Raw genomic sequence first — 14,250 nt, 5'->3', positions numbered from 1 at the left:
GGCTCCCAGTAGACGACTGGGTTGATAGGCCGGATATGGAAGCCCTGTGAGGGGTGGAGTTGACCGGTACTAATAGGCCGAGGGCTTGTCCTCAGACGCTCGCGTTCACTGTGTGGTTCCCGGGTAACGAACAGTTATCACCGGCGAACAAGAAAACACTTATCAACTGAAAAGTGTGTTTCGCTGAATACCCGATAGGGTTTCGGTGGTCATAGCGTGAGGGAAACGCCCGGTTACATTCCGAACCCGGAAGCTAAGCCTCACAGCGCCGATGGTACTGCAGGGGGGACCCTGTGGGAGAGTAGGACGCCGCCGAACAATTATTCAAGGCCGCGGCCCCAGCGACTCGCTGGGACCGCGGCCTTTTTGTGTTTTGCGAACGTGAAGAAGGCCGGCAGATCCGGGACTTCCGCCCAGACGCGGAGGGTCCGGGCATGCCGGACAATGGAGAAGGTACGCGGGCCAGCAGGCCGGCGTCGAAACCGTGTGGCGGCAGCGGAGTTGCTCGCTCGGCCCGCGGTGGAGCTGAAGCAGCAGAAGGAGTCACCACGATGTCGAACCAGCCCCAGGACCGTCCCGAGCGCCGATCGGACGACGGCCGAGGCTACGAGCCCCGGTCCCGTGGCGGCTGGTCCAGCGACCGTGGCGGTTACCGTCGTGATGACCGCCGTGACGACCGTCCGTCGGGCGGGTTCCGTCGTGACGACCGCCCGTCCGGTGGTTTCCGCCGCGATGACCGTGAGGACCGTCCGCGTCGTGACGACCGTCCGTCGGGCGGGTACGGCCGCGACCGTGACGACCGTGGTGGTGACCGTGGCGGCTTCCGTCGTGACGACCGCCAGGGCGGCGGCTACAACCGCGACCGGGGCGACCGTCCGTCGGGCGGGTACGGCCGTGACCGTGACGACCGTGGTGGCGACCGCGGTGGTTTCCGTCGCGATGACCGTCCGGGTGGTTTCCGTCGCGATGACCGTGAGGACCGTCCGCGTCGTGACGACCGTCCGTCGGGCGGGTACGGCCGTGACCGTGACGACCGTGGTGGCGACCGTGGTGGTTTCCGTCGTGACGATCGTCCGGCCGGCGGTGGTTTCCGTCGCGATGACCGTCCGGGTGGTTTCCGTCGCGATGACCGTGAGGACCGTCCGCGTCGTGACGACCGTCCGTCGGGCGGGTACGGCCGTGACCGCGATGACCGTGGTGGTGACCGTGGCGGCTTCCGTCGTGACGACCGCCCGTCCGGTGGTTTCCGTCGCGACGACCGCCCCTCGGGTGGTTTCAACCGTGACCGCGACGACCGTGGCGGTTTCCGTCGCGACGACCGTCCGGCCGGCGGTGGCTTCCGTCGCGATGACCGTCCGGGTGGTTTCCGTCGCGATGACCGTGAGGACCGTCCGCGTCATGACGACCGTCCGTCGGGCGGGTACGGCCGCGACCGCGATGACCGTGGTGGCGACCGTGGCGGCTACCGTCGTGACGACCGCCCGTCCGGTGGTTTCCGTCGCGACGACCGCCCCTCGGGTGGTTTCAACCGTGACCGCGACGACCGTGGCGGTTTCCGTCGCGACGACCGTCCGGCCGGCGGTGGCTTCCGTCGTGACGACCGCCCGTCCGGTGGTTTCCGTCGCGATGACCGTGAGGACCGTCCGCGTCGTGACGACCGTCCGTCGGGCGGGTACGGCCGCGACCGTGACGACCGTGGTGGTGACCGTGGCGGCTTCCGTCGTGACGACCGCCAGGGCGGCGGCTACAACCGTGAGCGCGGCGAGCGCGGCGGTGACCGTGGCGGCTTCCGTCGCGATGACCGTGGTGGCGACCGTGGCGGCTTCCGTCGTGACGACCGCCAGGGCGGCGGCTACCGTCGGGACCGGGACGACCGCGGCGGTGACCGTCGGGACTACGACGACCGCCGGGGCAACTACGAGCCTGTCAAGCGTCTGCCGATCCCGGAGGACGTCACCGGCTTTGAGCTGGACGCGGACGTGCGTCAGGAGCTCAAGAGCCTGCCCAAGACCCTCGCGGACGACGTCGCCCGCAACCTGGTGATGGTGGCCCGCCTGCTCGACAGCGAGCCGGAGGAGGCCTACCAGTACTCGCGCGTCGCGCTCCGTCTGGCCTCCCGCGTGGCCGCCGTCCGTGAGGCCGCCGGTTTCGCCTCGTACATGACGCAGCGGTACTCCGAGGCGCTGACCGAGTTCCGTGCCGCCCGTCGGATGACCGGCCGTGCGGACCTGTGGCCGGTGATGGCCGACTGCGAGCGCGGTCTGGGCCGCCCGGAGCGGGCGCTGGCGATGGCCGGTGAGCCCGAGGTGAAGCAACTGGACAAGGCCGGCCAGGTCGAGATGCGCCTGGTGGCGGCCGGTGCCCGCACCGACATGGAGCAGTTCGACGCCGCCGTGGTGACGCTGCAGAGCCCGGAGCTGGCCTCCAGCGCCGTGCACTCGTGGACCGCTCGCCTGCGGTACGCCTACGCCGAGGCCCTGATCGCGGCTGGCCGCGCCGACGAGGCCCGTGACTGGTTCGCCAAGGCCGCCGAGGCCGACACCGACGGCACCACCAACGCCTCGGAGCGGCTGGCCGAGATCGACGGCGTGGAGTTCACCGACACGCTCGACCCGGAGCTGGACGAGGACGAGGCCGAGTCGGTCGACGCCCCGACGAAGAAGCGCGGTGGCGGCGACAACGCCGACGACCGCGTGATCTTCGAGGACGAGGAGGACGTCGAGGAGTACTACGACGAGGACGACCTCGAGATCGACGACGACTTCGACGGCGTCGTCCCCGAGCGCGCCCAGGACGCCGAGGACCGCAAGGCCGAGGTCGAGGAGACCAAGGCCGCCGAGGTCAAGGCCGACGCCGACGCTGACAAGAGCTGATCAGCTCCCCGGTCAACGCCGTGAGGCCCTGCCGTTCCCGGAGTTCCGGGAACGGCAGGGCCTCACGGCGTTCGGGCCTGGTCGGGCCGACGGCGCGGTGTCAGCCCAGCGCGAGGTTGCGCAGCACCAGCCCGGTGGCCGGCTTCGGTCCGAAGGAGGTGGACTTGCGCGGCATCGTGACGCCCTGCTCGGCGAGCCGTCGCACCACGGACTCCCGGACCGGGTGCAGCAGGACGGCGGTGCCGCCGGTGCGGGCGGCCTCCTGTTCGGCGGCCACGGCGGTGTGCAGGTAGCCGATGTCGTCCGGGCCGTCGGGGACGTGCCAGGTGTGGTCGAGCAGGGTGGCGTGCAGGACGGTGGCGTCCAGGTGACGCCACTCCTCGGGTCTGCCGTGCGGCACGGTGGCGTCGAGCAGGGATTCCTCGGGCTCGCTGAGCAGCCAGTAGACGCCGTCGCCGCCGGTGACGACGAAGCCGTTGCCGCCGTGCCGCTTCTGCTCGGCGAGGGCCTGGAGCGCGGCGGACAGCGGTCCTGGGACCTCCTTGACCTTCCACTGGTCGCCGAGCCGCTCCAGCGCCTCGGCCACCGGCAGCCGGTACAGCACGCGGTGGATGGCGCGGACCCGCAGCGGGTAGCGGGCGGTGTCCACCAGGAGCACCATGCCGCGGTCCCAGGGGCTGCGCGGCAGGTGGCGGTGCTCGCGCTGGAGGCGCAGGTACATCTCCCAGCGGTGGTGGCCGTCGGCGATCAGTGCCCGGCAGGTGGCGAGGTCGCGGCTGATCTCGGCGATCTCGGCCGGGTCGGTGACCGCCCACAGGCGGTGGTGGGTCCCGTCGCTGGTGGCGGTGGAGAGCAGCGGCTCGCGTTCGACCGTTCGCTCGATCACGCCGGAGGCGCCGCCGTTGCCCCGGTAGGTGAGCAGCAGTGGTTCCAGGTTGGCGCGGGTGGTGCGCATCAGGCCGACCCGGTCGGCGACCGGCCGCGGCATCACGTCCTCGTGCGGGAGCACCACGCCGCCTTCGCGGCCGCTCACGGCGAGGGCGCCGATCAGGCCGCGCTGGAGCAGTTCGGGGGAGTCGTCGGTGGCCGGCACCCGCTGCTCGTAGACGTAGAGCGCGGGCTCGGGGTCGGCGGCCAGGACACCCTCGCGCTGCCAGGCGGCCAGCAGCCGGGCGGCGTGCCGGTAGCGGGTGTCGCGGTCGGGACGGTCGCCGGCGTCCTCGGGCTCCGGCCTGGGCAGGATCAGCCGGACCACGTTGTGGGGGTCGGCGGTCTCCAGGTCGAGCCGGCGGCCCGGGTCCACGACGTCGTACGGCGGGGACGTCACCGCGGCCAGGGTGCCGACCCGGTCGGGGACGTAGCGCAGGCCGCGGAAGGGGGACAGGGACAGGCCGGCGGTGGCGACGTGCCCGGGATCGCCGGGGCCGCCCTCGGGAGTCTCGACTCCGTCTTCTGCACTGGGTGTGCTCATTCTGGGCATCGTAACCGGGTACGCGTTGTTGAGAGATCGGAATGCCCGCGCCGAGTTGTGGGGCGGGTGTGGGACCGAGGGCGAGGTACGGCATGGACGACGGGCAGGAACGGGTGGACGGCGGCGGCCCGGCCGAGTCGGGCGGGCCGGTGGGTGCCACCCGCGGGGACGCTCCGGCCGACGGCGTACCGGACGGCGTACCGGGCGACGGCGCATCGGTCGGTGGGGCTCCGGGTGACGGCGCTCCGGGCGACGGCGTGCCGCTCCGCGGGGTGCCGCCGCAGAGCCGCTCCGGCGAGCCCGCCGGGGACGTGTACGAGTGGTTCCGCCGGGGAGCCCGGCTGCTGGCCCAGGGGCATCCGGCGGCCGCCGAGCAGTTGCTCGCCCGGGCGGTGGCGGCCGAGCCGCACTCGCGCAGCATTCGCGAGGCGCTGGCGCGGGCCCAGTTCGACGCGGGCTCGTACGCGGCGGCGCTGGAGAACTTCCGCGCTGTGGCGCTGGCGGACCCGGCGGACGACTACGCTCAGTTCGGGTGGGGAGTCGCGGCGGCCCGGCTGGGCGACTTCGAGACCTCCGCCGAGCACCTGGCGCTGGCCGTGGCGATGCGGCCGGAGTCCGACCACTACCGGCAGGCACTGCGGCAGACCCGGGCGACCCTGGCGGCCCGTGCGGGGGCCTACGGCCCGCTGCTGCCAGGAGCACCCGGGTACGTGGAGCCTCCGGCGGGGGCCGGGGACCCGGCCGGCGGAACGGTGGACGACACCGGTGCCGGCACCGGTACCGACGGCGGCGCCTGACCGGGCGGACGCCGTTGACGCACGACGCGGTGCGTCACGGACGACGCGACCCGTATGCGGCGACCCGTACGCCGGGACGTACGACGCAGTGGACGCAGCAGCGGACGCAGCAGTGAACGACGACGCAGTGAATGAGGTAGCGCAGCCATGACCGAGACGGCCACCCCCGTGCGACGGACCGCCCCCGGCGGCAGCGAGCGGCCGCTGACCGACGCCTACGACACCGCGCTGCTGGACCTGGACGGCGTGGTCTACACGGGCGCGCACGCGATCGAGCACGCGGTGGAGGCGCTGGACGCCGCCCGGACGGCCGGAATGCGGCTCGCCTACGTGACGAACAACGCCTCCCGCCCGCCGCGGGTGGTGGCCGAGCACCTGACCGAGCTCGGCATCCCGGCCGAGCCCTCCGACGTGATCAACTCGGCCCAGGCCGCCGCCCGGCTGATCGCCGAGAAGGTGCCGGCCGGCTCGAAGGTGCTGGTCGTGGGCGGCCTCGGGCTGGAGGAGGCGCTGGCCGAGCTGGGCCTGGTAGCGGTCCGCTCGCTGGCCGACGGGCCGCTCGCGGTGGTGCAGGGCTTCGACCCCTCGGTGGGGTGGACGGACCTCGCGGAGGCCTCGTACGCGGTGCAGAGCGGACTGCCCTGGGTGGCGTCCAACCTGGATCTGACGGTGCCGAGGGCCCGTGGCATCGCGCCCGGCAACGGCACCCTGGTGGCGGCGGTGCAGGCGGCGACCGGGGTGGAGCCGGAGGTGGCGGGCAAGCCGCTGCCGCCGATGCACCGGGAGACGGTGCTGCGCACCGGCGCGGAGCGGCCGTTGGTGGTCGGCGACCGGCTGGACACCGACATCGAGGGCGCGTTCAACGGCGGCGTGGACAGCCTGCTGGTGTTCACCGGCGTGACCGTCCCGGAGCTGCTGCTTTCGGCCCCCGTCGAGCACCGGCCGACGTATCTGGCAGAGGACCTGCGCGGACTGCTCGTCCCGCATCCGGAGGTGACGGCCGTGGCCGGCGGCTTCGCGTGCGGTGGCGTGGTCGCGGGCGTGGAGGCCGGCGTGCTGCGGCTGTCCGGTGCCGGGGACCGCTGGGACGGCCTGCGGGCGCTGTGCGCGGCGGCGTGGACGGTGCTGGACGCGGGCGGTGCGCCGGTGGACGGCCGTAAGGCGCTGGCCGATCTCGGGTTCTGAGGACGGTTCCGCGGTCGACGGGGGCCGCCCCCGGCTGAGCCCGGCTCGGTGGCCCCTGGTCCGATGACCGGCCCGGCTCGGCGGCGCCCGGTCCGGGAACGGCAGCTTCGGCGGTGCCGGTTTCAGAGCAGGGTGCGCAGCCGCAGCAGGTCGCGGAAGCCCGCCTCGAGCCTGACCCGGCCGCTCGCCCACGCGGAGGCGAAGTTGAGCCGGCCGTCGACCATCGCGACCAGGTCGTCGCTGCTCATGGTGAGCCGGATCGCCGCCTTCTCGGCCGGGGGGCCGGGGGCGGCGACCATGTCCTGGATGCGGCCGTCGCGCAGCTGTCCGGTGAAGGTCAGGTCGAGGTCGGTGATCCGGCAGCTGAGCGAGCGGTCGAGGGCGGCGGCCTTGCGGACGTCGCCGGTGGACTTCGCCATGTTCCGGCTGAGCTGCTCCAGTGCCTCCCGGCACTCCTCGGCGTTCGCCACGGGGCGGCTCCTCCCTCCCGCGGTCGCTACGGTGCTGACTGTGGGCCACGGTACCTCAGGAGGGTTTTGGCGGTAGCGTCGTCAGTGGGGTGCCCGCGACGGCGCCCGGGTACTGAGGGCGACGGAGCGACACGCGTAGGCGATTGGGAGGCACCCGGATGCTGCCGAGGACGGTTCGGGGAGTGGTGGAGACCGCCGCCGGGGTGGTCGAGGAGGTCGGCAAGATGGTCGTCGGGACGGCGACCTCGATCCTGGAGAAGGCCGGGGTCGATGTCGCCGGGGTCGAGCGCCGGCTGGGCGGTCAGTTCCCGCCGTCCGTGGAGACCTTGCAGACCCTGGCCGGGGAGGCGGTCACCGCCGGACGTGCCGGGGTGGATCTGGCGGTCGGCGTGGCACGCAACGAGGCGGAGAAGGTCTTCGAGAAGGTCGGGGACCAGGTGACCAAGGTCGGCGTGGTGCTGGCGTACCTGGAGACCAAGTTGCGTGAGGTCGAGGAGGAAGCCCCGGCGGCCGCGTCCGGGCCGGGGGCGTACGAGGCCGAGGAGCCGGTGCCGGCGCCGCGGGCCGGCGACCTGTTCGGGCGCGGTTGGGAGTTCGAGGAGGAGCGGTCGGCCGCCCGGACGGCGGATGAGCCGATAGTCGCCGAGCGGGTGGAGGTGGACGAGCCGGTCGAGGTCGAACCGCCGGTCCCGCCGGGGTCGATGGCCGCCCAGGCCCCGAAGGAGGAGGCCCCCGCTGCGCCGGAGACCGCTGCCGCGGGGAAGAGCACCGCCGCGAAGGACACTGCGGCGAAGGGACCGGCGAAGAAGTCCGCGGCCAAGAAGTCCGCGGCCAAGAAGAGCGCGGCGAAGAAGACGGCGGCACCCGAGAGGACGACGGCCAAGAAGGCGGCCGCGAAGAAGACGACCACCGTGAAGAAGACCGCCACCGCCAAGCAGGCCGAGGCCGAGCCGGGGACGCCCGCGAAGCGTGCGGCGACCAGGAAGACCACCGTCCGCAAGGCCACCAGCACGAAGAAGCCCGATGCCCACGACGAGTGAACCGCCCGCGGCCGCCCGCCCGCCCGAGCCTTCCCGCTTTCCCGAGCCCGTCCGGGACACCGAGCCCGTCCGGGACACCGAGCCGCTGGATGCCGAGCCGCTGGGCATCGAGCTGGCGCCCACCGGCCACCCCGGCGTGGACGCGGGCCTGGCCCGGCTGGAGGCCTTGGACGGGGTCCCGGCCGAGGCACACGTCGCGGTGTACGAAGATGTTCACCAGCGGCTCGTCGACACACTGGCCGCGCTCGACCAGGAATGACCCGCAGGATCCGTAGGAGCTGAAACACCAGTGGCAGTGGCACGACGCCGACTCGACGCGGAACTGGTCCGCCGCAAGCTGGCCCGATCGCGTGAGCACGCGTCCGAGCTGATCGCCGCCGGGCGGGTGACCGTCGGCGGCACCACCGCGACCAAGCCGGCCACCCAGGTGGAGACCTCGGCGGCGGTCGTGGTGGCCAAGGACGACAACGACCCCGACTACGTCTCGCGCGGCGGCCACAAGCTCGCCGGCGCGTTCGCGGCCTTCGTGCCGCAGGGCCTGGTGGTCGAGGGCCGCCGGGCGCTGGACGCCGGGGCCTCCACCGGCGGGTTCACCGACGTGCTGCTGCGCGCCGGGGCCGCGCACGTGCTGGCGGTGGACGTCGGTTACGGGCAGCTCGCCTGGTCGCTGCAGAGCGACGAGCGGGTCACGGTGATGGACCGCACCAATGTGCGCGAGCTGACCCCGGACCTGATCGGCGGCACCCTGGTGGACCTGGTGGTGGGCGACCTGTCGTTCATCTCGCTGGGTCTGGTGCTCCCGGCGCTCGCCTCCTGCGCGGCCGAGGACGCGGACCTGGTGCTGATGGTCAAGCCCCAGTTCGAGATCGGCAAGGAGCGTCTGGGCAGCGGCGGGGTGGTGCGCAGCCCGCAGCTGCGCGCCGAGATGGTGCGCCAGGTCGCGGGGCAGGCGTGGGAGCTCGGGCTGGGCGTGCGCGCGGTCACCGCGAGCCCCCTGCCGGGGCCGTCCGGCAACGTCGAGTACTTCCTCTGGCTGCGCCGGGACGCTCCGCAGCTGGACCCCGCGGAGGCGGACCGGGCCGTGGCGGAGGGGCCCCGGTAGGGTGCCTTGCGAGCGTCCGGCGCGTCATGTCGTATGGCGCGGCCGCACCGGGGCCAAGGGCGACCCGGCAGGCGTTAGGGAGAGGGCAGCGGCATGAGCGATGAAGAACGTACGGTCTTCCTGATCGCGCACACCGGCCGGGAGGCGGCGCTGCGCAGCGTCGAGGGTCTGGTGCACGGGCTGCTGAAGGCGGGGCTCCGGATCAGACTGCTGGAGGCCGAGGCGGTGGACCTGGATCTGCCGGAGGGCGTCGAGAAGGTGTCCGAGGGCCCCGGGGCGGCGGACGGCTGCGAGCTGATCCTGGTGGCCGGCGGGGACGGGACGCTGCTGCGCGGGGCGGAGCTGGCGCGTTCGCACGGGCTGCCGATGCTCGGGATCAACCTGGGCCGGGTGGGCTTCCTCGCCGAGGCCGAGCGGGACGACCTGGCCGTGGTGGTCGAGCGGGTGGTGGACGCCGACTACGAGGTCGAGGAGCGGATGACGATCGACGTCATCGTCCGCACCAACGGCGATGTGGTGCACGAGGACTGGGCGCTGAACGAGGCCTCGATCGAGAAGGCGTCCCGGGAGCGGATGCTGGAGGTGGTGACCGAGGTGGACGGCCGTCCGGTCTCCAACTTCGGCTGTGACGGCGTGGTGTGCGCGACGCCGACCGGCTCCACCGCGTACGCGTTCTCCGGTGGCGGGCCGGTGGTGTGGCCGGAGGTGGAGGCGCTGCTGATGGTGCCGATCTCCGCGCACGCGCTGTTCGCCCGCCCGCTGGTGACCTCGCCGGAGTCGGTGCTGGCGGTGGAGGTGCAGCCCAAGACCCCGCACGGCGTGCTCTGGTGTGACGGGCGGCGTTCGGTCGAACTGCCCGCCGGGGCACGGGTGGAGGTCCGCCGGGGTCGGACGCCGGTGCGGCTGGCCAGACTGCACCGGGCGCCGTTCACTGACCGGCTGGTGGCCAAGTTCGCTCTGCCGGTGACGGGTTGGCGCGGCCGGGCGGACCACCACTAGCGCCGGTCGGCGGCCGTACGGCGGGCCGACGCCCGTACACATGTGCCGAATCCGGTGCGCGCCACGGCCGTTCACCCGGCCGGGGGCACGCACCGGACGCTGACTGACCGTCAGACCGCCAGTGTCTGGGTCTCGTCGGCCGCTTCGAGCCGTCCTCCGTTCGCGGCGTGGGCGGCCAGGGCGGCGAGGCGTTCGACGGCGGCGGGGACGGTCGCGGCGGGCACGGTGACCGGCAGGCGGATGTGGTGCTCGAAGGCGCCGTCCGCGCCGAAGCGGTTGCCCGAGGCGATCCGGACCCCGCCGCGCTCCCCGGCCCGGGCCAGTGCCGCGCCGGACAGGCCGTCGGTGGAGACCCACAGGGACAGGCCGCCGGACGGCATGGTGAAGCTCCATCCGGGGAGCCGTTCGGGCAGGGCGGTGGCGAAGGCCCGCGCGGTGGCCCGCAGCCGGGTCAGCTGGTGTTCCCGGACGTCGGGCAGCAGCTCACCCAGCAGTTCGGCGGCGATCAGCTGGTCCAGTACCGGGGTGCCGACGTCGCTGTAGACCCGCTCGGTGGCCAGTCGGCGCACCAGCGCGGGCGCGGCCCTGACCCAGCCGATCCGCAGCCCGCCCCAGAGCAGCTTGCCCGCCGAGCCGACGGTGACCACCTGGGCGGAGCGGTCCAGTGCCGCCATGGGGCGCGGCAGCGGTGTGGACGGCGGTACGCCCCAACCGAGTTCGGCGGTGGTCTCGTCGGCGAGCACGATGCTCCCGGCGGCCCGGGCGGCGGCCAGCAGCCGGCGGCGCTGCTCCTCGTCGATCAGCGCGCCGGTCGGGTTGTGGAAGTCCGGGATCACGTAGGCGACCTTGGGGCCGGCGCCGCGCAGCACCCGCCGCCACTCGTCGAGGTCCCAGGAGGGCTGCGCAGTCCACGCGTACGGCACCGGGACCAGGCGCGCGCCGGTCAGCCGCAGGGACTGCAGGGTGTTCGCGTAGCTGGGTGCCTCGACGGCGACCCGGTCGCCGCGGCCGATCAGCGCCCGCTGGACCAGGTGCAGGCCGCCCATGGCGCCGGTGGTGATCAGGATCTGGTCGGGGGTGGTGGGCAGGCCGCGCTCGGTGAAGCGGCGGGCGACGGCCTCGCGCAGCACCGGGACGCCGGTGGGGTAGTGGCCGTGCCCGGCGGTGTAGTGCGGCAGCTGTTCGACGGCCCGGGCGGCGGCCTGGCCGACCCAGGGCTGCGGGGCGGGCGGGGCGGCGACGCCGAGGTCCAGGACGCGGCCCTGCTCGTCCGGCGGGACGGGGTGCAGCGCCTCGCTGGGCGGCGGGGCCCCCTCGGGTAGGGCGGTCCAGCTTCCGGCGCCGCGCCGGCTGCGCAGGTAGCCGTCGCCGCGCAGGGTCTCGTACGCGGTGGCGACGGTGGTGCGGCTCATCGCCAGGGCGGTGGCCAGCTCGCGTTCGGCCGGCAGCCGGGCGCCGACCGGCAGCCGGCCCTCGGTGACCAGCAGCCGGATCTGTCCGGCCAGGGTGCGGTAGGCGGGGCGGCGGGCGGCGGCCGGCTCGGGGAGCCGGGCGGTGGCGAGCAGCCGGGCCAGGGCGGGCGGGGTGACGGTGGTGTGCCAGTCGGCCATGCGATCAGTCCACTTGCTCGGTATTGGCCCTGGAGTGGGTCGTATTGGCCTGGCCATCATGGCAGGGCGGCCAGGCCGGCCGCCACCACCGGGAGCCCCGGTGGTGCAGCACCACCGCAGGAGCACCATTGGCCACCGCGACCACACCGCCGACGCCGACCGCCGCCTCGACCGCACCGCCACCGACGTCAGACTCCGCCACGCCCGTACCGGCCGCGTCGGTCGCCGCCGCCCCGGGCGCCGGCCTCGCCGTTCGGGTGTTCGGTGACACCCGAGCCCTGGGCCGCCGGATCCCGCAGCTGTTCGCCGGCCTCGCCCTGTACGGCGCGAGCATGGCGTTGATGCTCCGCTCCGGTCTCGGCCTCGACCCCTGGGACGTCCTGCACCAGGGCCTGCAGCGCACCGTCGGGCTCTCGGTCGGCGCCTGGGTGACGATCTGCGGCGCCCTCGTCCTGCTGCTGTGGATCCCGCTGCGCCAGCGCCCGGGCCTGGGCACCGTCGCCAACGTGCTGGTGATCGGCGCGGCCATGGACCTCACCCTGGAGGCCCTCGGCAGCCCCGGGTCCCTGCCCGCGCGGATCGCGCTGTCGGCCGCGGCGATCGCCCTCAACGGCCTGGCCACCGGCCTCTACATCGGCGCCCGGCTCGGCCCGGGCCCGCGCGACGGCCTGATGACCGGCCTGCACCGGCGCACCGGACGTTCGCTGCGGCTGATCCGCACCGGCATCGAGGTGACGGTCCTCACCGTCGGCCTGCTGCTCGGCGGCACCGTCGGGGTCGGCACCGTCGCGTACGCGCTGGCCATCGGCCCGATGGTGCAGCTCTTCCTGCCCTGGTGCACGGTGCCGGTGCCCGCCGGGGACTCCCGGAAGGGATGAACTTCGGGGCACGGAGTTGCCGCGCGCCGTTGCCGCTCGTCGCGCGCCGGGGGTGGAACCTCGTATGGTCGTCTCCGTGTTGGACGAGATGCGGATACGGGATCTTGGGGTCATCGACGACGCGGTGGTCGAGCTGGCCCCCGGCTTCACCGCCGTGACCGGTGAGACCGGCGCCGGCAAGACCATGGTCGTGACCAGCCTCGGCCTGCTGCTCGGCGGCCGCGCCGATCCGGGCCTGGTGCGCAACGGCACCGGACGCGCCGTCGTGGAGGGCCGGCTGGAACTGCCGTCCGGCTCCCCGGTGGCGGCCCGCGCGATCGAGGCCGGGGCCGAACTGGACGACGGCGCGCTGCTGATCAGCCGGACCGTCTCCGCCGAGGGCCGCTCCCGGGCGCACGTCGGCGGACGGTCCGTCCCGGTCGGCCTGCTCGCCGAGATCGGCGAGGACCTGATCGCCGTGCACGGCCAGACCGACCAGCAGCGCCTGCTGCGCCCGGCCCGCCAGCGCGGCGCGCTGGACCGGTACGCGGGAGCCTCGGTGGCCGAGCCGCTGGCCCGCTACCGGGAGACCTACCGCACCCTGCGCGAGGTCTCCGCGACCCTGGAGGAGCTCACCACCCGGGCCCGCGAGCGCGCCCAGGAGGCCGATCTGCTGCGCTTCGGCCTGGACGAGATCGCCGCCGCCGAGCCGGTGGCCGGCGAGGACGAGGAGCTGGCCGCCGAGGCCGAGCGGCTCGGCCACGCCGACGCGCTGTCCTCCGCCGCGACCCTCGCCCACGCCGCCCTGGCCGGCGACCCGGTCGACCCGGAGGCACTGGACGCGGGCACCCTGCTCGCCCAGTCCCGCCGGGCCCTGGACGCCGTGCGCCACCACGACGAGCGGCTGGCCGCCCTGGCCGACCGCCTCAACGAGGTCGGCTACCTGCTCGCCGACGTGGCCGGCGACCTGGCCGGCTACGCGGACGACCTGGACGCCGACCCGGTGCGCCTGGCCGCCGTCGAGGACCGCCGGGCCGTGCTCGCCCAGCTGCTGCGCAAGTACGGCGGCGAGGAGAACTCGCTCGCCGAGGTGATCGCCTGGGCCGAGGCCGGGGCGACCCGGCTCGCCGAGCTCGACGGCGACGACGACCGGATCGACGAGCTCGGCGCCCGGGAGACCGAGCTGCGGGCCGAACTGGCCGAGCTGGCCACCGAGGTCTCCCGGGCCCGGTACGCCGCGGCCGGGCGGTTCGCCGAGGCGGTCTCCGCCGAACTCGCCGAACTGGCCATGCCGCACGCCCGGGTGACCTTCTCGATCAGCCAGGTCGACGACCTGGCCGGGATCGAGGTCGGTGGGCGCACCGTCGCCTACGGTCCCCACGGCGTGGACGAGGTGGAGGTGCTGCTCGCCCCGCACCCCGGCGCCCAGCCGCGCCCGATCGCCAAGGGCGCCTCCGGCGGTGAGCTGTCGCGCGTGATGCTCGCCGTCGAGGTGGTCTTCGCGGGCGCCGACCCCGTCCCCACCTACCTGTTCGACGAGGTGGACGCGGGCGTCGGCGGCAAGGCCGCGGTCGAGATCGGCCGCCGGCTGGCCAAGCTGGCCGAGTCCGCCCAGGTCGTGGTGGTCACCCACCTCCCGCAGGTCGCCGCGTTCGCCGACCGGCACCTGGTGGTGGAGAAGACCCACGACGGCACCGTGACCCGCAGCGGCGTCAAGGTGCTGAACGACGAGGAGCGGGTGCGCGAACTCTCCCGGATGCTGGCCGGCCTGGAGGACTCGGAACTGGGCCGTGCCCACGCCGAGGAACTGCTGGCCACGGCCCGCGCCCCGCGCCGCCGGTAGCGG

Annotated in this window: 12 protein-coding genes, 2 rRNA genes and 1 pseudogene; 12 read left to right on the top strand and 3 right to left on the bottom strand. The window is 74.0% G+C overall.

All coding sequences use genetic code 11. From position 1 onward, the window contains the following. From ACWDBB_RS09850 to ACWDBB_RS09835, 4 genes and pseudogenes are all read left to right on the top strand, one after another. A 23S ribosomal RNA gene (locus ACWDBB_RS09850) occupies window positions 1-93 on the top strand; the annotation flags it as partial. 108 nt (window positions 94-201) lie between these two features. Beyond that, window positions 202-318, top strand: a 5S ribosomal RNA gene (gene rrf / locus ACWDBB_RS09845). Window positions 319-638: 320 nt separating this feature from the next. After that, window positions 639-1,934 (top strand): annotated as a pseudogene (locus ACWDBB_RS09840) (hypothetical protein); the annotation flags it as partial. A gap of 45 nt (window positions 1,935-1,979) precedes the next feature. Further along, the gene (locus tag ACWDBB_RS09835) at window positions 1,980-2,873 is read left to right on the top strand and encodes a hypothetical protein (protein ID WP_449789092.1); all 894 of its coding nucleotides are present in this window, start codon (window positions 1,980-1,982) and stop codon (window positions 2,871-2,873) included. Window positions 2,874-2,973: 100 nt separating this feature from the next. On the opposite strand, the gene ACWDBB_RS09830 is transcribed toward ACWDBB_RS09835, so the two are convergent. Then, the gene (locus ACWDBB_RS09830; RefSeq protein WP_449789079.1) at window positions 2,974-4,344 is read right to left on the bottom strand and encodes a DUF1015 family protein; all 1,371 of its coding nucleotides are present in this window, start codon (window positions 4,342-4,344) and stop codon (window positions 2,974-2,976) included. A gap of 92 nt (window positions 4,345-4,436) precedes the next feature. Between ACWDBB_RS09830 and ACWDBB_RS09825 the strand changes: the two genes are divergently transcribed. Further along, the gene (locus ACWDBB_RS09825; RefSeq protein ID WP_449789078.1) at window positions 4,437-5,141 is read left to right on the top strand and encodes a tetratricopeptide repeat protein; all 705 of its coding nucleotides are present in this window, start codon (window positions 4,437-4,439) and stop codon (window positions 5,139-5,141) included. Window positions 5,142-5,288: 147 nt separating this feature from the next. Next, the gene (locus ACWDBB_RS09820; RefSeq protein ID WP_449789077.1) at window positions 5,289-6,326 is read left to right on the top strand and encodes an HAD-IIA family hydrolase; all 1,038 of its coding nucleotides are present in this window, start codon (window positions 5,289-5,291) and stop codon (window positions 6,324-6,326) included. Window positions 6,327-6,448: 122 nt separating this feature from the next. Here ACWDBB_RS09820 and ACWDBB_RS09815 read toward each other — a convergent pair whose 3' ends face one another. Further along, window positions 6,449-6,796, bottom strand: a complete 348-nt coding sequence (locus ACWDBB_RS09815) for an SCP2 sterol-binding domain-containing protein (RefSeq protein WP_449789076.1) — start codon at window positions 6,794-6,796, stop codon at window positions 6,449-6,451. A gap of 182 nt (window positions 6,797-6,978) precedes the next feature. Between ACWDBB_RS09815 and ACWDBB_RS09810 the strand changes: the two genes are divergently transcribed. From ACWDBB_RS09810 to ACWDBB_RS09795, 4 genes are all read left to right on the top strand, one after another. Further along, window positions 6,979-7,836, top strand: a complete 858-nt coding sequence (locus ACWDBB_RS09810) for a hypothetical protein (protein WP_449789075.1) — start codon at window positions 6,979-6,981, stop codon at window positions 7,834-7,836. After that, entirely contained in the window at window positions 7,820-8,095 is a 276-nt protein-coding gene (locus ACWDBB_RS09805) for a hypothetical protein (protein ID WP_449789074.1), read from the top strand. Before ACWDBB_RS09810 ends, ACWDBB_RS09805 begins: the two co-directional genes overlap by 17 nt. Window positions 8,096-8,131: 36 nt before the next feature. Beyond that, on the top strand, window positions 8,132-8,938 hold the full coding sequence (locus ACWDBB_RS09800) for a TlyA family RNA methyltransferase (RefSeq protein ID WP_392922917.1): 807 nt from the start codon (window positions 8,132-8,134) through the stop codon (window positions 8,936-8,938). 93 nt (window positions 8,939-9,031) lie between these two features. After that, window positions 9,032-9,937: an NAD kinase gene (locus tag ACWDBB_RS09795; protein WP_392882735.1), complete on the top strand. Its 906-nt coding sequence runs from the start codon at window positions 9,032-9,034 to the stop codon at window positions 9,935-9,937. A 110-nt stretch (window positions 9,938-10,047) separates the two neighbouring features. Here the strand turns inward: ACWDBB_RS09795 and yczR are convergent, their stop codons facing one another. After that, the gene (yczR, locus tag ACWDBB_RS09790; RefSeq protein WP_449789073.1) at window positions 10,048-11,547 is read right to left on the bottom strand and encodes a MocR-like transcription factor YczR; all 1,500 of its coding nucleotides are present in this window, start codon (window positions 11,545-11,547) and stop codon (window positions 10,048-10,050) included. A gap of 257 nt (window positions 11,548-11,804) precedes the next feature. Here yczR and yczE point away from each other — a divergent pair, with 257 nt between their 5' ends. Together yczE and recN are read left to right on the top strand one after the other, a co-directional pair. Further along, window positions 11,805-12,425: a membrane protein YczE gene (gene yczE, locus ACWDBB_RS09785; RefSeq protein ID WP_449789091.1), complete on the top strand. Its 621-nt coding sequence runs from the start codon at window positions 11,805-11,807 to the stop codon at window positions 12,423-12,425. A 64-nt stretch (window positions 12,426-12,489) separates the two neighbouring features. After that, a complete protein-coding gene (recN, locus tag ACWDBB_RS09780; RefSeq protein WP_449789072.1) occupies window positions 12,490-14,247 on the top strand; it encodes a DNA repair protein RecN in 1,758 nt (585 codons plus the stop codon). The last annotated feature ends 3 nt before the right edge of the window (window positions 14,248-14,250 follow it).

It is taken from the genome of Kitasatospora sp. NPDC001095 (assembly GCF_053598615.1).
Note: the sequence above shows the minus strand (reverse complement) of the source record. Positions and strands in the feature narration are given on the sequence as shown.

Coding starts and splice junctions, on each gene's coding strand:
- ACWDBB_RS09820 (WP_449789077.1), top strand. CDS start 5,289: ATGACCGAGACGGCCACCCCCGTGCGACGGACCGCCCCCGGCGGCAGC.
- ACWDBB_RS09830 (WP_449789079.1), bottom strand. CDS start 4,344: ATGAGCACACCCAGTGCAGAAGACGGAGTCGAGACTCCCGAGGGCGGC.
- ACWDBB_RS09795 (WP_392882735.1), top strand. CDS start 9,032: ATGAGCGATGAAGAACGTACGGTCTTCCTGATCGCGCACACCGGCCGG.
- recN (WP_449789072.1), top strand. CDS start 12,490: ATGGTCGTCTCCGTGTTGGACGAGATGCGGATACGGGATCTTGGGGTC.
- ACWDBB_RS09825 (WP_449789078.1), top strand. CDS start 4,437: ATGGACGACGGGCAGGAACGGGTGGACGGCGGCGGCCCGGCCGAGTCG.
- ACWDBB_RS09805 (WP_449789074.1), top strand. CDS start 7,820: ATGCCCACGACGAGTGAACCGCCCGCGGCCGCCCGCCCGCCCGAGCCT.
- yczR (WP_449789073.1), bottom strand. CDS start 11,547: ATGGCCGACTGGCACACCACCGTCACCCCGCCCGCCCTGGCCCGGCTG.